Source organism: Luteibacter sp. RCC_6_2 (genome assembly GCF_041360655.1).
Classification (GTDB): Bacteria; Pseudomonadota; Gammaproteobacteria; order Xanthomonadales; family Rhodanobacteraceae; genus Luteibacter.
Genome location: NZ_JBFUPQ010000003.1, coordinates 89,325 through 111,210, shown reverse-complemented (window position 1 = coordinate 111,210; position 21,886 = coordinate 89,325). Strand labels below are relative to the sequence as shown.

The window sequence follows — 21,886 nt, the reverse complement described above, 5'->3', positions numbered from 1 at the left end:
CTCATGGGGCAGTCAGTTTGTGCCGGCCCGATCCGAGGACCTTCCGCGGCGACCCCGGCAGGGTCACCACCGCCTCGGCGCCCACCGGCACCACGATGTCCGCCTCGACCTTCCCCGCCACCTTGCGCCATGCCACGGACGCTTCACCGTAGGGCGTCATGACCGCCGCCGACGCGCGGCCCAGGAAGGCCGTGAGGGCCGGCCGCACCTCGAAACGCCGCCAACCCGGCTCCAGCGGCCGGAGACCCGCCACGTCGCCAAACAGCCAGTCGTCGATCGTGCCGAGGAAATAGTGGCCCCGTGAGCGCGAGGCCAGCTTCCAGTGTTCCCAGAGGCTGGTGGCACCGTTGGCGCGCCAGAAGCCCCAGCTCGGGAAGGTGGTCTGGATGGCGATGGCCCAGGCTTCGTCCGCGCGGCCGCTGGCGGTCAACACCGGAAGGATCGCCTTGGTCGCCAGCGCGCCGGTATCGAGATGATCCCCGCGCGCCTTCGCATCCGCCGCCACGCCAGCCGCCACGCGCGCCTTGACGTCGTCGGGCACCAGGCCGAAAGCCAGGGCCAACAGGTTGTGCGCCTGTCGATAGCCATGGTCGCCTTCCCCGCGATAGCGGGCGGCCGCGCGATCGAGGAAGCGCTGGTTGAATGCCGCCCGCACCTTCTCCGCGCTGGCATCGAACGGGGCGGCGCCGGACGCGTCGCCGACAAGCCGCAGCATCGCCGCCGTCGCACGCTCCATGCCGTAGAGATAGGCCGTGGCGGCGACGCGCTTGTCCTCCGGCGCGTTCTCGCCGCCCGGATCGGTTTCCGGGCTGACCCAGTCGCCCAGTTCCGTATCGGCGATGCCTTCCGGCGAACGCGCATCCTCCATCGCCACGTAGCGCGCGATGCCCTGGATGTGTTCCTCGATCGGCCGCCGGTCTCCCGCATACATCCACAACCACCACGGGATGAATACGTAGGCCGAATGCCAGGTAGGTGCGCGTACGTCGCCCCACCCGGGATTGGGCGCGATGAGCAACGGCGCGCCTTGCGCGTTGCGTGCATCGCCGATGTCACGCAGCCACTTCACCAGCAATCGATCCGCGTCGAAGTTGCGCAGGAACATCTCCGCGCCGAGCATGCCGTCGCCCGTCCAGCCGTTCTTCTCGTACATGGGCGTGTCGGTGGGGATGCCGTGCAGGTTGTTCAGCATGGTGTCGACGGCGGCCCCGTGTATCCAGTTCAACAACGGGTTGTCGCTGTCGAAGCGGCCGGTCACCGCGACATCTGTGTGCACCACCTGCGCCGCAATCGCATCGGCTGCCGGCTTGCCACCTGGCCAACCCTGGACCTGCACGTAGCGAAAGCCCTTGTACGAAAAGCGCGGGTGCCAGCGCACCCGTCCACCATCGAGCGTCAGCCGGTCGGTCTGGAAGCCCTGCTTGAAATAATGATGCTCGTCGCGTGCGTCGACGGTGCCGTCTGGCAGCAGCTTCTCCCCGTAACGTGCGACGATCGTCGTGCCCGCCGGGCCGCTCACGTCGAAGCTCGCCCAACCGGCCATCACGCGGGGAAACGCGAACACGTACGTACCCGGCACCGGTTCGGTTACGGCCGTGGCGTCGAGGGTATCCACGACGCGGATGGGTTGCTCGACCTGCGCGACGAGCCTTCCCGCAGGCGCCGGCAGCTCCGACGCGGCCGACCATGCGCGCGGCAAGGCAAGACGCGCATCGTATTCCTCGCCACCGTACAAGTCGTCCAACCGCGTCGGCCCGTCGGCCACGCGCCAGCTTGCATCGCTGATGACCTGCTCGATGCGGCCGTCCCGAAAGCGGATGCGCAGCAACGCGCGCATCCGCGGACGGCCATGCCACGGCGCGCGTTCCCAATGCCATACGTTCGGGTTGGTGAGCCCGTAGAAACCGCGCCCGAGTTCGGCACCGAGCGTGTGTTCGCCGGGCGTGAGGGTGACCTCGTCCGCCACCACTTCCACGCGCTTCCCGTAATCGGTGAAACCCGGGCCAAGCACGGCGTCGCTTACCGGCTTGCCGTCGATCGACACATCGGCATAACCACCGGCGGCGATGTACAGGGTGGCGCGCGCCACGTCGCCCTCGACACGGAATGTCTTCCGCAGCAAGGGCGCCGGAAGCGTGTCGTCGCCCTTGCCGATCCAGCGCGCCCCGTGCCAGCCGGCTTCGTCCAGCGCGGTATCGAAGTGCGAGGCCACGCTGGCGTCGCCGCCGGAGGTGTGGACGTCGGCGCGCCACTCGTAACGTTCGCCGGGAGTCAGCGACGGTCCGGCGTATTCGATGTCGAACGGACGTGCGCCGACGACGTCGCCACTGTCCCAGACCGTCGCGCCCCGATGCGTCACGATGATGCGATAGCCGGTCTGCACGGTGCCATCGGTATCGCTGTGCACGATCCACGAGAAGCGTGGCCTGTCCACGTCGACGTACCCAGGCGTGTCGGCGCGTTCGACACGGGGCGTGGTGAGGCTGACGGTGGCGTTCGCGAGCGGCGCGGCGAACAGCAGGATGCAGGCGAGACGGGAGCGAACGGGCAACGGACCTTCCTTCCGCGGAGTACGCACGGAGCATATCGGCCGGCCGTGCTTACATCCATCTAACGCATCAAGGTTTATCCCTTCCCCACCTTTAACCCCGGAGCCCTGTCATGAAGACCTTACTCGCCGGCATCACCCTCGCCACCGCCTTCGCCGCGACGCCCGCGGCGGCGGTACAACTCGACAGCCTGAAGGGCATGATGGGTGGCGGCGGCAGCTCGCTCGCTTCGGGCAGCATGGGCAATGCCGCGGGCATCATCCAGTACTGCATGAACAACAACTACCTCGGCGGCGAAAGCGGCGCCGCGGGTGTGAAGGACCAGTTGCTGGGCAAGCTCGGCGGCCAGTCCGCCCAGGCCACGCCCGCTCCCACGCAGGACAAGGGTTACCTCGACGGCGCGAAGGGACTGTTGAAGTCCAGCGACGGCAAGACCCTCGACCTCTCCGGCGGCGGCTCCAGCCCGGCCGGCACCGGCGATCTCAAGGCCCAGCTCACCCGCAAGGCCTGCGACGCGGTGCTGAAGCAAGGCAAGAAGATGGTCGGCATGGGGAAGTGACATGACGTGGACGGGGTATGGACACCCCGGCCCGTAAACCTGAAGGCCTCTCCACCCACGAGGACCTTCCCATGGCAAACGCAGCCAAGCACGACCCGTACGCCATGCGCGATCCGCGCACCCAGTATCCGCAGCCGGAGTTCGCCAAGCAGCCGCAGCCGGCACCGGGCCTGGCGAAGGAAATGGTCCCCAAGCCGGACCACGGCGAGACCAGCTACCGTGGCAACGGCCGCTTGAAAGGCCGCAAGGCCCTGGTGACCGGCGGCGATTCAGGCATCGGGCGGGCGACGGCCATCGCCTTCGCCCGCGAAGGTGCCGACGTGGTGATCAACTACCTGCCGTCGGAGCAGAAGGATGCCGACGAGGTCATCGCCCTGCTCACAGGCGAAGGGCACACCGTCGTGGGCATGCCCGGCGACCTGAAGGACGAGGCGTTCTGCAAGGACCTGGTCGCCAGGGCGGTGAAGGAGCTGGGTGGCCTCGACATCCTCGCCAACATCGCCGGCCGCCAGCAGTACGCGAAATCCATCGACGAACTGGATAGCGCGGCCTTCGAAACGACGTTCCGCACCAATGTCTTCGCGATGTTCTGGCTGACCAAGGCGGCCCTGCCGCACATGCCGCCGGGTGCGGCGATCCTGAACACGGCCTCGATCCAGGCCTACGAGCCCTCGGACATCCTGCTCGACTACGCGCCGACCAAGGCCGCGATCGTGGCGTTCACCAAGGCGCTGGCCAAGCAGGCGGCGGACAAGGGCATTCGCGTGAACGCCGTGGCGCCGGGGCCGGTGTGGACGCCGTTGCAGCCGAGCGGTGGGCAACCACAGGAGAAGGTGGTCGAATTCGGCAAGAACGTGCCGCTGAAGCGGCCAGGGCAACCGGTGGAGTGCGCGCCGGTGTATGTGTTGCTGGCCAGCCAGGAAGCGAGCTTCATCACCGGGGAGACTTACGGGGTGACCGGTGGGCACATGTTGCCTTGAGGCGCGCCGTATCGCCGACAGGGTCGGCTCCCACCAGGGCATCGATGCTCCTGCTCTTGGTGGGAGCCGACCCTGTCGGCGATGCTCTACCGACCCGCGATCCGCCCGATCGCCTCCATCAGGTCGGCCACCCCATAAGGCTTCACGATGATCCGCGTTTGCACATCGCACTCGACCCCATTGGCCGTATGGTCGCCCGTCGCATAGATCACCGGCAGGCCGGGCTGCGCCTCGCGCAACCGCTCGGCCAGGTCCACCCCGTTCATCCCGGGTAGCCCGACATCGGCGAGCAGGATGTCGATCGGCTCGACGGCATGCACACGCAAGGCCTCGTTGCCATCGCCGGCCTCGAAGGCGATGTGGCCCCGGCTTTCGAGCATCTCGCAAATGGACATCCGTATCAGGGCGTCATCCTCGACGACCAGTACGCGCAGCGAGACCGATGGCGTGGGTGCCGCACCCGGCACCGCCATGGGCGCTGGCGCGATCTCGGCCGCCGGGCGCGGTACCCGCGCGGCCAGCACATGGCGTACGCGCCGGGCCAGCTGTTCCTTCGTGTACGGCTTGCTCAACAATTCCACGCCTTCATCGAGGCGGCCACCGTGCACGATGGCGTTCTCGGTATAGCCCGAGGTGAAAAGCACGGCGATGCCAGGCTGCCGTTTCATCGCCTTGCGCGCCAGCTCCGGACTGCGCAGCGGACCGGGCATCACCACGTCGGTGAAGAGCAGGTCGATCGCGATGCCACTTTCCACGATCGACAGCGCGCTCTCCGCGTCGCGCGCCTTCAACACGCGATAACCAAGATCGCCGAGCATGCCGACCACCGTCTCGCGCACCGCGTCGTCGTCCTCCACCACCAGGATCGTCTCGTCGCCACCGCGCACGGCTTCCTCGTCGAGATCGACCAGGCGGTCTTCGCTCTGCACGCAGCGTGGCAGGTAGATCTTCACCGTCGTGCCCTCGCCGGGCTCGCTGTAGATCTTCACGTGCCCACCGGATTGCTTGACGAAGCCGTAGACCATCGAGAGCCCGAGGCCGGTGCCGCGGCCCTCGGGCTTGGTGGTGAAGAAGGGCTCGAACACCTGGTCGATGATTTCCGGGGGAATGCCTCCGCCGGTATCGGTCACGGCGATCATCACGTACTGGCCGGGGCGCAGGTCGCCATGGGCCGCGGCATAGGCGCTGTCGAGCAAGGCGTTGCCGGCCTCGATGGTGAGCCTGCCGCGCCCGTCCATCGCGTCGCGGGCATTGAGCGCCAGGTTGAGCAGCGCGTTTTCCACGTTGCCCGGGTCGACCAGCGTGTTCCACAGGCCGCCGGCGACGACGGTTTCGATCTCGATCGCCTCGCCGAGCGCGCGACGCAGGAGTTCGTCCATGTCGCGGATGAACCGCCCGACGTTCACGACCTTCGGTGCCAGCGGCTGGCGCCGGCCGAAGGCGAGCAACTGCGCGGCCAGCTTGCTGCCGCGGGTCACGCCGGCCATCGCATTGGCGAGGCGCCGTTCCGCACGGGCATTGCCGGTGACGTCGGAGGCGAGCAGTTGCAGGTTGCCGCTGATCACCTGCAAGAGGTTGTTGAAGTCGTGGGCGACGCCACCGGTCAGCTTGCCGATCGCGTCCATCTTCTGCGCCTGGCGCAACTGGTCCTGGGTGAGGTCGAGCGCGAGCGCGGGACCGCTTCCGGCGCTGCGCCAGCCCTGGTCTTCGCCACTGGCCGGCTGGATGGACACGATGGCCGCGCCGTCCCAGCGTTCCATGCATACGCGCCAGGGCGAGCCGTCGACGGAACCGAGTTCCGCCGTGCGCATGCCGCTCGCGGCCAGATTCGGCAATTCCGACCTGAACCAGTCGCGGCCCGCACTGTTCCAGATGGACAGGAACCCGCCTTCGGGCAGGCGGGCCCTGGCCCAGGCATTGGCGTACAGGAGTTCACCCGTGGGAGAAAGGGCGGCGAGGCCGTAGGGCGCGGCGTCAAACGCCCGGGCGATCAGTTCATTGTCCTGCAATGCGAATGGTGAGGGCATCGAGCCTGAATGATCCGGGATGGGGAGCGGAGTTTATCGTCGCGGGTTCATGCACTTTGTGTAGAAGGCCTTTACATGTCTTGAACGAACGCGGACCTAGGTGGCTTACACCACATCTTGTGTTGACCAGCCATAGGATCGCCTATATCGTGTGTCCCGTTGGTGTCCGGAGAGGCGCGACTGCCCGTCGGACTTAATAGGGAATCCGGTGCGAATCCGGAACTGCCCCGCAGCGGTAAGTGGAAACGACCCCGTTCTATGCACTGGTCCTCGGCGACTGGGAAGCGACGGGTAGGCCGGGCCTCCAAGCCCTCGTCCACGAGTCCGAAGACCTGCCAACAGTCGGTGCCTGATCGGTACCGATTGTGGTGACGGCTTCCGCGGGGAAGCACGTCGCGGACCGGAGCCGCCTCGGGCGGGCTCCGTCCCGGCCTTTCCCGCATTGCCTGGCCACTTCGAGCCCCGTCCGAGGGAACGGGAGTTTGAACCAGGCCTTGGGGCACGCCACACATGACCACGATGGATTCCGCAGCGCGCGAGCGCACCGAGACGGCCGACCAGGCCGCCATTCCTTCTCCGACCGCCGGCAAGGCGCCCGCCGCCGGCTACAAGAACGACGCACCGCCGGCTTTCGCCCTCACCCCGCCGCACAACCCCGGCCAGATGCGCGTGACCAAGCGCAACGGTGGCCAGGAAGTCGTCGACGTGAACAAGATCGTGCGCGCGGTGACCCGCAGCGCCGATGGCCTGTACGCGGTCGATCCGATGCGCGTGGCGCTGAAGACGATCGGCGGCCTCTACGACGGCGCGACCACCCAGGAACTCGACCAGCTGTCGATCCGCACCGCCGCGGCGCTCACCGCCGAGGAACCGGAGTACGGCCAGCTGGCGGCGCGCCTGCTCGCCGCCTTCATCGACAAGGAAGTGTCCGGCCAGGACATCCAGTCGTTCTCGCAGTCGATCTCCACCGGTTTCGACCTGGGTATCCTCAACGAACGCCTGCGCGATTTCGTGCAGGTGAACGCGCGCAAGCTCAACGACGCGATCGACACCACGGCCTCGCGCCGCTTCGAATACTTCGGCCTGCGCACGGTCTATGACCGCTACCTGCTGCGCCATCCGACCAAGCGCTTCGTCATCGAGACGCCGCAGTATTTCTTCATGCGGATCGCCTGCGCGCTCGGCGGCAACGACGTGGCCGAAACGCTGGAGCTGTACCGCATGCTCTCGTCGCTGGAATACCTGGCCAGTTCGCCGACCCTGTTCAACGCCGGCACGGCGCATGAACAGCTGTCCTCGTGCTTCCTGCTGGACTCGCCGCAGGACGCACTGGAATCCATCTACGCCAAGTACGGCGACGTGGCCCAGCTGTCGAAGTTCGCCGGCGGCATCGGCCTCGCCTATTCGCGCATCCGCTCGCGCGGCTCCTTGATCAAGGGGACCAACGGTCATTCCAACGGCCTGGTGCCGTGGCTGAAGACGCTCGACGCTTCCGTGGCCGCCGTGAACCAGGGCGGCAAGCGCAAGGGCGCCGCCTGCGTCTACCTGGAATCGTGGCACGCCGACATCGAGGAATTCCTCGAACTGCGCGAGAACACCGGCGACGACGCCCGGCGCACGCACAACCTCAACCTCGCCAACTGGGTGCCGGACCTCTTCATGCGCCGCGTCGAGTCGGACGGCGACTGGTCGCTGTTCGACCCGAAGATCGTGCCGCACTTCGTCGATACCTGGGGTGCCACCTTCGACGCTGCCTACGAGAAGGCCGAAGCCGATGGCCTGGCGGTGAAGACGATCAAGGCACGCGAACTCTACGCGCGCATGCTGCGCTCGCTGGCGCAGACCGGTAACGGCTGGATGACCTTCAAGGATCGCTCGAACGCGACCAGCAACCAGACCGCGCGTCCCGAGAACGTCATCCACCTGTCGAACCTTTGCACCGAGATCCTCGAAGTGACCTCGGAAGGCGAGACGGCGGTGTGCAACCTCGGCTCGATCAACCTCGCCCGCCACGTGGTGGACGGCCAGTTCGACTACGAGAAGCTGTCGACCACCGTGCGCACGGCCGTGCGCCAGCTGAACCGCGTGATCGACCTGAACTTCTACCCGATCGCCACGGCGAAGACGGCGAACGTGAAATGGCGTCCGGTCGGCCTGGGCGTGATGGGCTTGCAGGACGTCTTCTTCAAGCTGCGCCTGCCGTTCGATTCCGATGAAGCCCGTGCGTTGTCCACGCGCATCGCGGAGGAGATCTATTTCCACGCGCTGTCGATGTCCAACGAGATCGCCGAGCGCGACGGCCCGCATCCCGGGTTCGAGGAAAGCCGCGCGGCCAACGGCGAATTGCAGTTCGACTATTGGCCGGCCGCCACGCCGGCCGGCAAGGACGGCCGCTGGGCGGAACTGCGCGAGAAGATCAAGGCCAAGGGCCTGCGCAACTCGCTGCTGATCGCCATCGCCCCCACCGCGACGATCGCCTCGATCGCCGGCTGCTACGAGTGCATCGAACCGCAGGTGTCGAACCTGTTCAAGCGCGAGACGCTGTCGGGCGACTTCCTCGTGGTGAATCGCTACCTCGTCGACGAGTTGAAGACGCTGGGCCTGTGGACGGCCGAGATCCGCGACCAGATCAAGCTCGCGGAAGGGTCGGTGCAAGGCATCGTGGCCATCCCGGCGGAACTGCGCGCGGTGTATCGCACCACCTGGGAGCTGCCGCAGAAGGCCTTGATCGACCTCGCCGCCGCCCGCGGTGCCTACATCGACCAGAGCCAGTCGCTGAACCTGTTCATGGAAAACCCGAACATCGGGCAGCTTTCCTCCATGTACATGTACGCGTGGAAGTCGGGCATCAAGACGACGTATTACCTGCGCTCGCGTCCGGCGACACGCATCGCGAAGACCACGGTCAGTTCGTCGGCCGCCTCGCTGCCGACGCCCGCCACACCGGTCGCGGACGCGCAGGAACAGGCCGAGGCCGCGGTGTTCTGCTCGCTCGAGAACCCCGAGTACTGCGAAGCCTGCCAGTAAAAAGAAAAGCTATTCACTTTCCCGAGGTACCCCGATGTCCGCTTCACCGATCACCCGCGATACCCACATCCTCGATCCCGGTTTCGAACTGACGCTGCGGCCGATGAAGTATCCGCAGTTCTACGAGATGTATCGCGCCGCCATCCGCAATACGTGGACGGTGGAGGAAGTGGATTTCTCGCTCGACGTGACCGACCTGAAGGCGAAGATGTCCGACGCGGATCGCCACCTGATCCATCGCCTCGTCGCGTTCTTCGCGACGGGCGACACGATCGTGTCGAACAACCTCGTGCTGAATCTCTACCAGCACGTGAACTCGCCCGAGGCGCGCATGTTCCTCTCGCGCCAGCTGTACGAGGAAGCGCTGCACGTGCAGTTCTACCTCACCCTGCTGGATACCTACATCCCCGAGCCGTCCGAACGGAACAAGGCGTTCGCCGCGATCGAGAGCATTCCCTCGATCCGGCAGAAGGGCGAGTTCTGCTTCAAGTGGATCGACTCCATCCAGGACCTCAACCGCCTGGAGACACGCGAGCATCGGCGCCAGTTCCTGCTCAACCTGATCTGTTTCGCCGCCTGCATCGAAGGCCTGTTCTTCTTCGCCGCCTTCGCCTATGTGTATTACCTGCGTTCGCGCGGCCTGCTGCACGGGCTGGCGTCGGGCACCAACTGGGTGTTCCGCGACGAATCCGGGCACATGGCGTTCGCCTTCGAGGTGGTGCGCACCGTGCGCGAACAGGAGCCCGACCTGTTCGACGACGACATGCGCCAGCAGGTGGAGGCGATGCTGGAAGACGCCATCGCCTGCGAGACGCAGTTCGCGGCGGACGTGCTCTCCGGTGGCGTGGCCGGGCTCTCGGTGAACGACATGCGGCAGTACCTGGAGTACTGCGCCGACCAGCGCCTGGTGCAGCTTGACATGCCAAAGAAGTACGGCGCGAAGAACCCGTTCGACTTCATGGACCTGCAGGACGTGCAGGAACTGACGAATTTCTTCGAGCGGCGCGTCTCGTCGTACCAGGTGGGCGTGCAGGGCGAGGTGGCCTTCGACCAGTCGTTCTAACGGCATCACCGACTTCTGAAGGCATCGCCGACAAGTCGGCTCCCACAAAAACATGCTTGCGGTGCCCTGGCGGGAGCCGCCCTTGTGGGAGCCGACTTGTCGGCGATGCTCCTCCCCACTCGCGATAGCATGGTCTCCCCACCCCAAAAACCGCCCCAACATGCCCCCCATCGACCGCCCCACCGAGGCCCGCGTCCTCGAAATCGTCTTCCCCGACCACACCAACCACCTCGGCACGCTCTTCGGTGGCCAGGCGCTCGCCTGGATGGACAAGGCCGCCTTCCTCGCCGCCTCGCGCTATTCGCGGCAGATCGTGGTCACCGCGCGCTCCGAGCAGGTCGACTTCCACGTGCCCGTGCGCAAGGGCCAGATGGTGGAACTCATCGCCACGGTCGTATCGGTGGGCCGCACCTCGATGAAGATCGACGTGGCGATGTACACCGAAGACCTCATCTCCGGCGCGCGTGAACTGTGCACTCGCGGCACCTTCACGATGATCGCGCTGGACAGGGACCACAAGCCGACTCCCGTGCAGCCGCTGCCGTCGCCCCTGTTGACTTAGAGCGCACTCGAAGGCGTACGCTCTTCGAATGCCCCATTCGAAGACCATCGCCGAGGCCGCCCTCGCCACCGACCTGACCACCCACACGCTGCGCTATTACGAGCAGATCGGCCTGATCGACCCGGTGCCACGGCGCGGGGGCCAGCGTGTCTACGGCGAAGCCGAGATGCGCCTCATCGACTTCGTGCTGCGCCTGCGCGGCACCGGCATGTCGATGCGTGACATCCAGGAATACGTGCGCCTGCGCCGCCTGGGTGAAACCCCCGAAAGCATCCGTTTGCGCGGCGACCTGCTCGCCCGGCACGCCGCCTACCTGCGCGGCCAGCTGACCGAACTGACCGAGACGATCGTGCGGCTGGACGAGAAGATCGCCCTGTACCGCTCGATCTATCCCGACGAACCCCTCCCCGCCGAGCCGCCCGTGACAAAGGCGGCGCCGGCGAACGCCCCCTCGAAACGAAGGAGACACGCATGATCACCCGCAAACTAGGCACGCACGGCCCGGAGGTCTCGATCCTCGGCCTCGGCTGCATGGGCATGAGCGAGTTCTATGGCGCCGGCGACGAGAAGGAATCGGTCGCCACGCTGGAACGTGCGCTGGAGCTCGGCATCACCTTCTGGGATACCTCCGACGCCTACGGCCCGCACACCAACGAGGAACTGCTCGGCCGTACGCTCGCCGGCCGCCGCGACAAGGTATTCCTGGCCACCAAGTTCGGCATCCTCCGCGACCCGAACGATCCGATGAAGCGCGGCATCAGCGGCCACCCGGACTACGTGCGCCAGTCGGTCGAAGGCAGCCTCCGCCGCCTGAAGACCGATTACATCGACCTCTACTACCAGCACCGCGTGGACCGCACGGTGCCCATCGAGGAAACCGTCGGCGCGATGGCCGACCTCGTGAAGGAAGGCAAGGTGCGCCATCTCGGATTGTCCGAGGCCTCGGCCGAGTCGATCCGCAAGGCCGCGAAGGTGCATCCCATCACCGCGCTGCAAAGCGAATACTCGTTGTGGACGCGCGATCCGGAAACCACCGGCACGCTCGCCGCCTGCCGCGAGAACGGCATCGCCCTGGTGGCCTATAGCCCGCTGGGCCGCGGCTTCCTCACCGGCGCGATCACCCGGCCGGAGGACTTCGCCGAGGACGACTATCGCCGCGTCAATCCGCGCTTCACCGGCGAGAACTTCGCGAAGAACCTGGCCATCGTGGAGAAGGTGAAGAAGTTCGCCGCCGACAAGGGCTGCACCCCCGGCCAGCTCGCCCTCGCCTGGGTGATCGCCAAGGGCGACGACATCGTGCCGATCCCGGGTACCAAGCGGGTGAAGTACCTGGAGGAAAACGCCGGCGCGGTGGCGGTGAAACTCAGCCCGGCCGAGGTGGCCGAGATCGATGCGATCTTCCCGCCGGACTCGGCCGTGGGCGACCGTTACGCCTCCAACATGATGGGCTCCATCAACGCCTAAGTGCTTGGCTTATAATGGCGGTTTGTTCCAGCAGCAAACCGCCATGTCGTCTCCCGATCACTCACCGCTGGGCAAGGCCACCGTCTACGCGGACCGCTACGACGCCAGCCTGCTCTTTCCGATTCCACGCCAGGGCAAGCGCGACGAGATCGGCGTATCCGCCGGTACCCTCCCTTTCCATGGCGTCGATGTCTGGAACGGCTACGAACTGTCCTGGCTGGATGCACGTGGCAAGCCGGTCGTGGCCGTGGCGGAGTTCCGCTTCCCGGCCACCACGCCCAACATCGTCGAATCCAAGTCGTTCAAGCTCTACCTGAACAGCTTCGCCCAGGAACGCATGGACGACGACGCGCAGGTGCTCGCCACCCTGGTCCGCGATCTGTCGGCCGCGTCGGGTGGCCCGGTGGACGTGGTGTTACGTGCGCCGAACGACCTGGACGGCACCCCGCTGGGCGAGCCGGAAGGCATCCTGCTGGACACGCAAGAACTCGATTTCGACAGCTACGGCCCGCCGCGTCCGGATTTCCTCGCCACGCGCGATGGCGACGTGCGCGAGGTGCTCGTGTCGCACCTGTTGCGCTCCAATTGCCCGGTGACCGGACAACCCGACTGGGGCAGCGTGCAGATCGCCTACACCGGCGCGCCGATCGACCGTGCGGGACTGCTGCGCTACCTCGTTTCCTTCCGCAGCCATACGGAATTCCACGAACAATGCGTGGAACGCATCTTCATGGATCTCCGTGCCCGCTGCGCACCGCGCGAACTGTCGGTGTACGCGCGCTATACCCGTCGCGGCGGCCTGGACATCAACCCGTTCCGCAGCACCGACCCGGCCGCCGTACCCTCGAACCCGCGCGGTGCGCGCCAATGATGAATGGCGCATTCATGCGTTCTTCATTGGTCTTGCCTTTAGTTGTGTAGCCTGTACCCTGCGGCGGCCAAGGGGATCCACCTTGACGCCCCTTTCGTTTCGAACCTGACAAGCCACTCCCGGAATCCAGACATGAAGCTTTCCTTCCGCTCGTCCGCCCTCTGCACGGCCACCATCGCCGGCCTGCTGGTCCTCACCGCCTGCGGCAAGAAGGAAGAGCAGCAGAACACCGCCCCGGCCGCCGCCTCGACGGCTCCGGCCGCACCCGCCACCGCTCCGGCCCCCGCCGCCCCGGCTCCGGCGACCACCACCGCTGCCGCGCCCGCCGCCCAGCCGGCTGCCGCCCCGGCCGCTCCCGCCGCCGCCACCGAGTCGCTGAAGGTCGGTTCGGTGACCCTGGGTAACGCCGTGGGCGCGGACAAGAAGGTCGCCAAGGCGAAGACCGCCTTCGCCCCGACCGACAAGACCATCTACGCCTCCGTCGCCACCGAGGGCACCACCGCCGGCGCCACGCTGAACGCGAAGTGGACCTACCAGGACGGCGACACCACCACGACCGTCAGCGACATCAGCCAGTCGATCAGCACCGATGGCCCGGCGGTCACCACGTTCAAGATCCAGAATCCGAACGAGTGGCCGGAAGGCAAGTACAAGGTCACCGTCTCGCTCAACGGCCAGTCCGTGGGCAACGAGGCGTTCGAGGTCAAGAAGAAGTAAGCCTTCCCAGGTCTTTCCAACGAGAAAGGGCGCGATCAAGGTCGCGCCCTTTCTCGTTTCCGGTGGGAAGCCGCTTCAGCGGCGATGGGTGCTTGCCGTAACCTTGCCCGCTGCCGCGGGATCGCCGACAAAGTCGGCTCCCACCAGGGCTGCTTCCACAAGTGTGGCTTCCCGTCGGCGAATCTACCCGGCCAGCAGCGTGTTCAAGGTTCCGTATCCGATGTCCTTCGGCTCGGTTCCCAGGAACTCCGCCGCCTTCCGCCCCGCCATCGCATATGCCTCGAGCGACAGCGCGATCCCCGCGCTGAGCCTGCGCGCACCCGCGGCGAACAGTTCCTCCCGCGACGGCAACCCGGGCACCAGCATCACGTTCAACGGCATCGGCTGGAGCGCCGCCGCCACACGCTGGATTTCATCCCTCGCCGCGATACCCGGCACGAACATGCCGTCGGCGCCCGCCTCCCGATAAAGGCTCGCGCGCCGAAGCGTTTCCTCGACGGCGGCATCGCCCGATGCCATGCCGCGCAGGTAGACATCCGTGCGCGAGTTGATGAAGAGGTCGCGTCCACCCAGCCGGGCGCGTATCGCACGGAGCTTGTCGGCCAGCAACGCGGGTGCCTTGGTGCCGTCCTCGATGTTGATCCCCGCCACGCCAACGTCGACCAGCGACGAGACGAAGTCCGCCACCTGCGCGGGGTCGTCGGAACATCCTTCCTCGATATCCACGGTCAGCGGAACGGTGACGACCCTCGCTATACGGCGGACGGCGGCGAGCATCTCCGCCACGGGCAGGCGATCGCCATCGGGCCAACCGCAAGACCACGCGACACCGGCGCTGGTGGTGGCGACGGCGGGCGCCCCGGCATGCTGGACGATGGCGGCGCTGGCACCGTCCCAGGCGTTGGCGAGGACCAGCAAGCGTTCGCCAGCGTGGAGGTCACGGAGGGTCTGGGCATTCATGTGTCGAAAGGTCCGTGCGGAGAAAGTGACGACACGATCCGCCACCGCCGCCTCGATCGCAACGCCTTTTTACCGTGTACGGCGCGCCAAGGCCCGGTGAGCCGTCGCCTCACCCCCTACAGACACCGGCTTCAACACCGCGATGCTCGAATGGCGGCGTCCTGGCTCGGCGACGACCGCCGCGCGGGCATGACCGATAGATCGAGGAACCGCCATGAACGAAGACACCCTCAAGGGCAAGTGGAAGCAACTGAGCGGCAAGATGAAGGAACAGTGGGGCAAGCTGACCGACGACGACCTGACGGTTGCCGAAGGCAATAGCGAGTACCTCGCGGGCAAGGTCCAGGAACGCTATGGCGTGGCGAGGGACGAAGCGGAGCGGCAGGTGAAGGATTTTCGCGACCGCATCGATCGCCAGTACTGAGCCCCTTTTTTTTCTTCCCAACTCGCCAGAGGAGACAAGCCATGCTTCATTGGGCCGTCATTTTCTTCGTCATCGCGCTGATCGCCGCCGTCTTCGGATTCACCGGCATCGCCGCGGGCGCCGCCAGCATCGCGAAGATCCTGTTCGTGGTCTTCCTGATCCTGTTCATCCTTTCGCTGCTGTTCGGAGGCCTGCGCCGCGGCCCGAGGGTATAGCGAAGGCGATACTCGCTGGACGAAAAAGAACGCCCCGGCCGGAACCGGGGCGTTTTTTCATCCGACAGCAGCAAGAGCGTGGATGGATAGCCGCCGATTTCTGGTGGGAGCCGACCCTGTCGGCGATGGGTGCTTGCCGTAACCCGGCCCGCTGCCGCGGGATCGCCGACAAGATCGGCTCCCACAGGGTCTGTTCCAGATCCCACAGGTGTATTCCTAACCTGTCTACTCGATAGCTGTGGTGGGAAGCCGCTTCATGCTGTGGTGGGAAGCCGCTTCAGCGGCGACAGGTGTTGCTTCAGGAAAGCGCGGGTACGGGCATTCGCTTTCTCCGCGTCCGCCGCATCGTAGTGGTCGCCCTGGGGACGGGCGAAGGCGTGGTTTCTTCCGTCGTAGACGTGGATCTCCACGTTGGGGCGGGAAGCCAGCACTTGCTTGATCTTCGCCTGTGCTTCCTTGGTCATGAATTCATCGTCGCCGGCGAGGTGCATCAGCAATGGCGTCGTCATGTTCGCGCCGCGCTCGACGAATTCCTCAGTGCGGCCGCCGTAGTACTCCACCGCCGCATCGACCTTGCCGCGCACGGCGGTGAGGAACGACAACAGGCCGCCGAGGCAGAAGCCCATCACGCCCGCCTTGCCCGTCGATTCCGGCAACGCACGCGCGGCCGCGACCGTCGCCTCGATGTCTTCCTCGGCCTTGCCGAGGTCGAGCTTCATGTAATACCCCACCGCCGTCTTCCAGTCGGCCTCGCTATGTTCGGACAGCAAGATGCCGGGCTGGAAGCGCCAGAACAGGTCGGGCGCCACGGCGATGAAACCGTCGCGCGCCAGGTCATCGGCGATCGCACGGATGCCCTCGGTGATACCGAAGATTTCCTGGACCACGACGACGACCGGCGCGGGCGTGGTGGCGGGCATGGCGACGTAGGCGTCGAACGAGCCGTCCGGCGTTTTCACAGTGAGGGTGTGGGACACGATGGGACTCCGTCAGGGCTGCAGGGCGCGAACGGCGCGCCAGTGGCGAGGGACGTTAACAGGCGACGTCCCACGGGGTCTTAGACAGAAGTGACCTCAAGCCTTCGCCCCATCCGCGGCTATCGCGCGCCAGACAGCACCACCGTCGCGACCAGGCCACCCCCTTCGCGATTGGCCAGGGTCAGGTTGCCGCCGATGGAGCGCATGAGCTGGATGGCGATGGCCAAGCCCAGGCCCGCGCCGCCCGTATCCCGGTTGCGCGAGGCCTCCAGGCGATAGAAGGGTTGCAGCACCTCGTCGAGTTCGTCCTCGGGAATGCCCGGCCCCCGATCCGATACGGTGATGCAGAGACCGTCGTGAGCATCCTGCGATACGCCGACCTCGGCCGAACCACCGTACTTGATCGCATTGTCGACGAGGTTTCCGAGGACACGGCGTAATGCCCTCGGCCGCGCCAGACACACGCCGTGGATACTGCCAACCAGCGTCACCGGCTGGCCCGAGTCCTGGTAATCGAAGACGAGGCTCTCGAGAAAGGCCGCGGGATCGATGCGCACGGGGGCCTCTTCACCACCGTGCGCGCTACGCGCATAGGCCACGCCTTCACGCACGAGATGTTCCATCTCGCGCAGGTCGTCGAGAATCCTGTCCCGGGCGGCGCTGTCGCCGAGGGATTCGGCGCGCAGGCGCATCCGCGTGATCGGTGTCTGCAAGTCGTGGGAGATGGACGCAAGGATATGCAGGCGCTCCTTCAGGTGGCGCGCGATCCTGTCCTGCATGGCGTTGAACGCCACCGCGGCATGCGCGACTTCCGTTGGCCCGTCTTCCGCGAGACGCGGATTGTCCACGGCGGGTGTCAGGCCATCCGCCGCACGCGCCAACCGTGCCAGTGGACGCGTCGCCTGGCGCACGGCGATCCACGCGCAAGCCAGCAACACCACCACCTGCACGATGAGCACGAAGGGCAGCCAGTCCGCCACGGGCACGCCGCGTGGGGTGACCTCGAGCGTCAGGGGCGAACCGTCGTGCAGGGTGAGGTGCACCTGGTATCGCTCCGGCGAGACGGACGTGGTCGCGCCGTGGACCTGGAAGGCTGGCCCGACCTCTTTCGCGATCAAGCCGGTCACGTCGCGTGAGCGGGCCGAGACCAGGGGCCTGCCCTGGTCACCCGGCCCGAGGATGAAGCGGTAGTTATCCCTTTGCAGCCGCGGCAGCCACTGCGGACGTTCCGCCGCGGGCAGGCGATCGAGCACGGCCACCGACGTACCGACGTCGTGTTCGAGCGTGTTCAACATCACCGTCGTGGCACTCTGGTAACGCTCGTAGAACATCGATCCGAACGACAGTCCTTGCGCGAGCAACAGGCCGGTGAAGATGATGATGTAGATCCGGGAGGCCATGCTCCGCGGCCACCAGCGCGGCATGCGGAAGGCCCCGGCGGGGTTCATGACGCATCTCCATGCACGGTCACCGGCATGCAGAACACGTAGCCCTCGCTGCGCACTGTCTTGATGTACGCCTGCTCCTTCGCATCGTCCTTCAGACGCTGGCGAAGGCGGCTGACCATGAGATCGATCGAGCGGTCGAACAACTCCGCGTCACGGCCCTGCGTGAGGTTCAACAGTTGGTCGCGGGAGAGCACGCGCTGCGGATGATCGAGCAACACGCGCAGCAGGCGGAACTCCGCGCCGCTCAACGAGACCACGGTGCCGTCGTCGTCCAGCAGGTGGCGCGCCGTGGTATCGAGGCGCCAGCGGCCGAACGAGATCGTCTCGCTGGATTCGGTGATGCGCAGGTTCGGCGGCAGCATCCTCGTACGCCGGATCACCGCCTTGATCCGCGCCAGCAGTTCGCGTGGCGAGAAGGGCTTCACCACATAGTCGTCGGCGCCCATTTCCAGGCCGATGATGCGGTCGGTCTCATCGTCGCGGGCCGTGAGCAGCAGGATCGGCACCGCCCGGTGCTTGCCGCTGCGCAGGTTGCGGCAGAGCACGAGGCCGTCGTCGCCCGGCATCATGATGTCGAGCACGATCAGGTCGAAGGCCGAAGTGTCCAGCTGCGCCATCATCTCGCGGCCGTCCGCGGCGGCGGTGGCGCGCAAGCCATTCTTGCGCAGGTAGTCGACCACGCCCGTGCGGATGCCGTGGTCGTCGTCGACGACGAGGATATGGTCGGTATGTTCCATGCGCGAATCTCTCTCGATGACGGTGTGGTGCGCTAGATCGACGACATCATGCCTTGTCCAGGAGCTGGCGGACGCGGGCCTCGGTTTCTTCGTAGTTTCCCTCACCGAAATGGCTGTAGACCACCCGGCCATCGCGGTCGATCAGGTACAGCGCCGGCCAGAAACGATTCCCGTAGGCGTTCCATGTCTGGTAGCCGTTATCCATGGCGACCGGCCAGGTGATGCCATAGCGGGCGATCGCCGCCTTCACGTTGGCGGGATCACGCTCCTCGTCGTACTCCGGCGTATGCACACCAACTACCACGAGCCCATCCTTGGCGTATTTGTCGTAAAGCGCCTTGGTATGCGGCAACACATGCAGGCAGTTGATGCATTCATGCGTCCAGAACTCGACCAGCACCACCTTGCCGCGCAGGCCAGCGATGGATAGCGGCCGTGAGTTGAACCAACGATCGATACCGGCGAAATCCGGTGCGGGGGCCTTGGCTGTGGAATCCTGGGCGAGCGCGGTGGAGGACCAGTTACCCGGCCATGCCGCGACGAGGGCGGCACCGATGGCGAGGGTGGCGAGGGCAAGGCGGATGGGGCGCATGGGGGACACCTCGTGGTGGCGACAGGGGCCCGGTAGAGGTACCGGGCATGGTCGTATTGGACGCCCGCCACTTATCTCGCACGTGTCCCCCACCCCGCCTTTTTGTATCGGCATGTACAAGCCGCGGACAGGCCGCCCAAGACCGCCGAGCGCACGCTTTGTATCCGAATGTGTCGAGCCGTTGCCGCGACACGGTTCGATGCACTTCCGCCGCCATCGGGACACAGCCCGGATACGCCCTCGCGGTTTCCTATGACCACCCCACAACGGAAACCACGGCCATGGCCCAGATCGAGAACGTCCTCTATACCGGCAAGACCCACACCACCGGCGGCCGCGACGGCGAATCGCGCAGCTCCGACGATCGTCTCAACGTGAAGCTCTCCTCACCCGGTGGCCCGGGCACCGGCAGCAATCCCGAGCAGTTGCTCGGCGCGGGCTGGTCGGCCTGTTTCATCGGCGCCATGGGTCTCGCCGCCCGCGAACGGAAGATCGCCCTGCCGAAGGACACGGCGGTCGACGCGGAGATCGATCTCGGCACCGGCAACGGCGGCTACTTCCTGCAGGCACGCCTCACGGTCAGCCTCCCCGGCATCGACCCGGACGTCGCGCACGAGCTGATCCAGTCCGCCCATCGCACCTGTCCGTACTCAAAGGCGACGCGTGGGAACATCGATGTGGAGATCCGCCTCGCCTGATGACGCGCGCAGTCATCGGTGCCGGGAACATCACCGGTGCCGATGCGAGGCCTTTTGGGACCTGCCGGACCCAAGAGTCCGGTGCGAACTGCCCGCCGCCGGAACTTGGTGGGAAGCGGACTAGTCCGCGAGTCCTCAACCTTTCTGCCGGCGAAGGAGGCGTTGCGTCGAAAGCACGAGGCTCTCACCACCCACACAGATGCGATGCATCGCCTCTCCGGCTCGCCCCAGGTCGACGGATCGCGGACCAGTCCGCTTCCCACCAGGCTCACGCGGCTGACCGCTCTGCTTCACACATTCCACCGCGAGGGCAAACCCAAGCCGAATCGCGAGGTATGACCCGATCTTCGGTGGGGAACCTATTTTATGGCCGACTTGATGAGGGCCGTTATAAAACCCCACTCATTTTCGTCACCCATATCATCACGGGTGAGCTTTCGCAGACTCGTGTCCGACATTGCCAGAAGGCGGTCGATCTGGTCAGCGAATGGCTGATAGGCCCCTACGATGGTGACATCAAAATCCGCTAGTACGGCAATGGTCCGCGAATCGTTGTACGCAACCCATTCGGTCGACGTTTTGGCCGGGTTATCGGGAAGCGTAGGAAAGAAATTCCAGTCGAAGGCAAACGACACCGCGCCAGGCTCGACCTCGCCTACGACTCCATAGCCACAGATCCACCAAGCAGAATCAGCACTCGCATCTCGCAATGCCTCCCAGAGGACCTGGGGCATGCGGTGCCATCCGTACTTGTCTCGATTGAGTACCCCTCCGCGCCAGTTCTCTCTGGCGAAGACATCAGTCGCTCCCTCGCCCTCGATGAAAAAGAAGCGGCGCGCCTCGGTGACCTTCATAGGGCATGCATCCGGAACGGAATTCCTGCCGACCGCCGCGCCGAAGGGTGTGCCAGGCGATACTCGATGGACAACGCGAGACGGGGCAAAGAATGGCGCGCCTGGAGGGATTCGAACCCCCGACCAATGGCTTCGGAAGCCACTACTCTATCCGGCTGAGCTACAGGCGCGTAACAGCGGACCGGCATTGTAGCGGGAATGGCCCGGGCGGCCTAGCCTCGATGTCAGGCCCGGGCCGGCACCGGCCCGGCGCCCGCCGCCACGGAGCGTAGGCTTTCCCGGTAGCGCCGGCTGCACGGCAGGACGCTGCCGTCGGCCATGTGCAGGCGGGCTTCGCCCGCGTCCAGGGGTTCGATGGCGGTGACCTGGGCCAACTGGACGATATAGCTGCGGTGGGCACGAACGAACACCGCCGGATCGAGCCGGGTCTCCAGCGCCGCCAACGTGCTGCGGAGCGGGTAATCGCGTCCACGCACGCGCAGGTTCACGTAGTTGCCCGAGGCCTGCGCCCATTCGATGTCGGCGGTGGCGACGAGGAAGTCGCGGCCGAGCTTGCGCACGAGGAATCGCTCGGGGCGGTCCACGGGCTCCACGGGCGCACCCTCGTCCGGCGCGTCGAGCAGGTGGGCTTCGCCCTGCACGCGCCGACCGAACCACTCCACCATGTGCCAGAAGGCGACGATGACGAAGACCGTGCGGACATCCTTGAGGTACTCGTAGATGACCTGCATCCGCAACGAGCCCGGGTCGAAGGCGACGCCGGCCAGCCGGTAGACGAGGAGCCGCAACAGATCCATGCCGGCCACATGCACGGCGCACCACAGGACACTGCCGAGGAAATACAGCGGCAGACGCCGGCGCCAGGTATCCGCATGCAACGGCCATCGATCGCAGGCGCGGAGCAGGAAGGGCAGCATCACCAGCGAGACGAGCACGCTGGTGAGTTCGTTGGTGGCGATCTGCCAGGTGGCGATGGGGATACCGTAGCGATCGGCATCCATTCGATTGGTGAGGGTGTTGCCGATGGCCGCGCTGCCGAAGGCCAGTATCCAGAAGGCGATCATGTAGCGGCGACGGCGGCGGTGCGCGCGGTCGAGTTCGAGGCCTGGCGGCAGAGGGGCTGGGGTCATGCGGCGGATGATAGCGCCCGGCGCCTTGTGGG

The 21,886-nt window shown here is 66.1% G+C and carries 21 protein-coding genes, 1 tRNA gene and 1 riboswitch; of the genes, 12 read left to right on the top strand and 10 right to left on the bottom strand.

Translation table 11 applies throughout. From position 1 onward, the window contains the following. Window position 1 precedes the first annotated feature (1 nt). A complete protein-coding gene (locus AB6730_RS03870; protein WP_371022345.1) occupies window positions 2–2,551 on the bottom strand; it encodes a family 78 glycoside hydrolase catalytic domain in 2,550 nt (849 codons plus the stop codon). A gap of 110 nt (window positions 2,552–2,661) precedes the next feature. Here AB6730_RS03870 and AB6730_RS03865 point away from each other — a divergent pair, with 110 nt between their 5' ends. Further along, complete coding sequence (locus tag AB6730_RS03865) at window positions 2,662–3,108, top strand: DUF2501 domain-containing protein (protein ID WP_371022344.1); 447 nt, start codon at window positions 2,662–2,664, stop codon at window positions 3,106–3,108. A gap of 71 nt (window positions 3,109–3,179) precedes the next feature. After that, window positions 3,180–4,088, top strand: a complete 909-nt coding sequence (locus AB6730_RS03860; protein ID WP_371022343.1) for an SDR family oxidoreductase — start codon at window positions 3,180–3,182, stop codon at window positions 4,086–4,088. Window positions 4,089–4,174: 86 nt separating this feature from the next. Here the strand turns inward: AB6730_RS03860 and AB6730_RS03855 are convergent, their stop codons facing one another. Then, window positions 4,175–6,115 (bottom strand): response regulator, encoded by a 1,941-nt coding sequence (locus AB6730_RS03855; protein ID WP_371022342.1) that lies wholly within the window; start codon window positions 6,113–6,115, stop codon window positions 4,175–4,177. Window positions 6,116–6,258: 143 nt separating this feature from the next. Continuing rightward, window positions 6,259–6,470: riboswitch (cobalamin riboswitch) on the top strand. Between the two features lie 155 nt (window positions 6,471–6,625). On the opposite strand from AB6730_RS03855, the gene AB6730_RS03850 reads away from it, so the two are divergent. The 7 genes from AB6730_RS03850 (at window position 6,626) to AB6730_RS03820 (ending at window position 13,819) form a co-directional block, all read left to right on the top strand. Next, on the top strand, window positions 6,626–9,142 hold the full coding sequence (locus tag AB6730_RS03850; RefSeq protein WP_371022341.1) for a ribonucleoside-diphosphate reductase subunit alpha: 2,517 nt from the start codon (window positions 6,626–6,628) through the stop codon (window positions 9,140–9,142). Between the two features lie 34 nt (window positions 9,143–9,176). Further along, on the top strand, window positions 9,177–10,205 hold the full coding sequence (locus tag AB6730_RS03845) for a ribonucleotide-diphosphate reductase subunit beta (RefSeq protein ID WP_371022340.1): 1,029 nt from the start codon (window positions 9,177–9,179) through the stop codon (window positions 10,203–10,205). 160 nt (window positions 10,206–10,365) lie between these two features. Beyond that, a complete protein-coding gene (locus AB6730_RS03840) occupies window positions 10,366–10,767 on the top strand; it encodes an acyl-CoA thioesterase (RefSeq protein WP_371022339.1) in 402 nt (133 codons plus the stop codon). Between the two features lie 28 nt (window positions 10,768–10,795). Continuing rightward, complete coding sequence (locus AB6730_RS03835) at window positions 10,796–11,242, top strand: MerR family transcriptional regulator (RefSeq protein WP_371022338.1); 447 nt, start codon at window positions 10,796–10,798, stop codon at window positions 11,240–11,242. Further along, window positions 11,239–12,231: an aldo/keto reductase gene (locus AB6730_RS03830; RefSeq protein ID WP_371022337.1), complete on the top strand. Its 993-nt coding sequence runs from the start codon at window positions 11,239–11,241 to the stop codon at window positions 12,229–12,231. Before AB6730_RS03835 ends, AB6730_RS03830 begins: the two co-directional genes overlap by 4 nt. A 43-nt stretch (window positions 12,232–12,274) precedes the next feature. Beyond that, window positions 12,275–13,102 (top strand): NADPH-dependent 7-cyano-7-deazaguanine reductase QueF, encoded by an 828-nt coding sequence (gene queF, locus AB6730_RS03825; protein ID WP_371022336.1) that lies wholly within the window; start codon window positions 12,275–12,277, stop codon window positions 13,100–13,102. Window positions 13,103–13,234: 132 nt separating this feature from the next. Further along, on the top strand, window positions 13,235–13,819 hold the full coding sequence (locus AB6730_RS03820) for a hypothetical protein (protein WP_371022335.1): 585 nt from the start codon (window positions 13,235–13,237) through the stop codon (window positions 13,817–13,819). Window positions 13,820–14,002: 183 nt separating this feature from the next. On the opposite strand, the gene AB6730_RS03815 is transcribed toward AB6730_RS03820, so the two are convergent. Continuing rightward, window positions 14,003–14,779 carry an isocitrate lyase/phosphoenolpyruvate mutase family protein gene (locus AB6730_RS03815; RefSeq protein ID WP_371022334.1) on the bottom strand — a complete coding sequence of 259 codons (777 nt, stop codon included), beginning with the start codon at window positions 14,777–14,779 and terminating at the stop codon, window positions 14,003–14,005. Window positions 14,780–14,993: 214 nt separating this feature from the next. Here AB6730_RS03815 and AB6730_RS03810 point away from each other — a divergent pair, with 214 nt between their 5' ends. Then, on the top strand, window positions 14,994–15,203 hold the full coding sequence (locus tag AB6730_RS03810) for a CsbD family protein (protein WP_371022333.1): 210 nt from the start codon (window positions 14,994–14,996) through the stop codon (window positions 15,201–15,203). Between the two features lie 41 nt (window positions 15,204–15,244). Then, on the top strand, window positions 15,245–15,418 hold the full coding sequence (locus AB6730_RS03805) for a DUF1328 domain-containing protein (RefSeq protein ID WP_167028689.1): 174 nt from the start codon (window positions 15,245–15,247) through the stop codon (window positions 15,416–15,418). A gap of 254 nt (window positions 15,419–15,672) precedes the next feature. Here AB6730_RS03805 and AB6730_RS03800 read toward each other — a convergent pair whose 3' ends face one another. From AB6730_RS03800 to AB6730_RS03785, 4 genes are all read right to left on the bottom strand, one after another. After that, the gene (locus AB6730_RS03800) at window positions 15,673–16,395 is read right to left on the bottom strand and encodes a dienelactone hydrolase family protein (RefSeq protein WP_371022332.1); all 723 of its coding nucleotides are present in this window, start codon (window positions 16,393–16,395) and stop codon (window positions 15,673–15,675) included. 119 nt (window positions 16,396–16,514) lie between these two features. Next, the gene (locus AB6730_RS03795; RefSeq protein ID WP_371022331.1) at window positions 16,515–17,843 is read right to left on the bottom strand and encodes a sensor histidine kinase; all 1,329 of its coding nucleotides are present in this window, start codon (window positions 17,841–17,843) and stop codon (window positions 16,515–16,517) included. Continuing rightward, window positions 17,840–18,580: a response regulator gene (locus AB6730_RS03790; RefSeq protein WP_306848974.1), complete on the bottom strand. Its 741-nt coding sequence runs from the start codon at window positions 18,578–18,580 to the stop codon at window positions 17,840–17,842. The genes AB6730_RS03795 and AB6730_RS03790 overlap by 4 nt, the downstream gene beginning before the upstream one ends. Before the next feature lie 46 nt (window positions 18,581–18,626). Next, window positions 18,627–19,172 carry a thioredoxin family protein gene (locus AB6730_RS03785; protein ID WP_371022330.1) on the bottom strand — a complete coding sequence of 182 codons (546 nt, stop codon included), beginning with the start codon at window positions 19,170–19,172 and terminating at the stop codon, window positions 18,627–18,629. A 281-nt stretch (window positions 19,173–19,453) separates the two neighbouring features. On the opposite strand from AB6730_RS03785, the gene AB6730_RS03780 reads away from it, so the two are divergent. Continuing rightward, entirely contained in the window at window positions 19,454–19,870 is a 417-nt protein-coding gene (locus AB6730_RS03780) for an organic hydroperoxide resistance protein (RefSeq protein WP_371022329.1), read from the top strand. 359 nt (window positions 19,871–20,229) lie between these two features. Here the strand turns inward: AB6730_RS03780 and AB6730_RS03775 are convergent, their stop codons facing one another. The 3 genes from AB6730_RS03775 to AB6730_RS03765 all read right to left on the bottom strand — a co-directional run bounded on the left by AB6730_RS03775 (window position 20,230) and on the right by AB6730_RS03765 (window position 21,854). After that, window positions 20,230–20,724: a hypothetical protein gene (locus AB6730_RS03775; RefSeq protein WP_371022328.1), complete on the bottom strand. Its 495-nt coding sequence runs from the start codon at window positions 20,722–20,724 to the stop codon at window positions 20,230–20,232. 93 nt (window positions 20,725–20,817) lie between these two features. Further along, window positions 20,818–20,894, bottom strand: a tRNA-Arg gene (locus tag AB6730_RS03770). A 54-nt stretch (window positions 20,895–20,948) separates the two neighbouring features. Then, window positions 20,949–21,854 (bottom strand): LytTR family DNA-binding domain-containing protein, encoded by a 906-nt coding sequence (locus tag AB6730_RS03765; protein WP_371022327.1) that lies wholly within the window; start codon window positions 21,852–21,854, stop codon window positions 20,949–20,951. Between the last annotated feature and the right edge of the window lie 32 nt (window positions 21,855–21,886).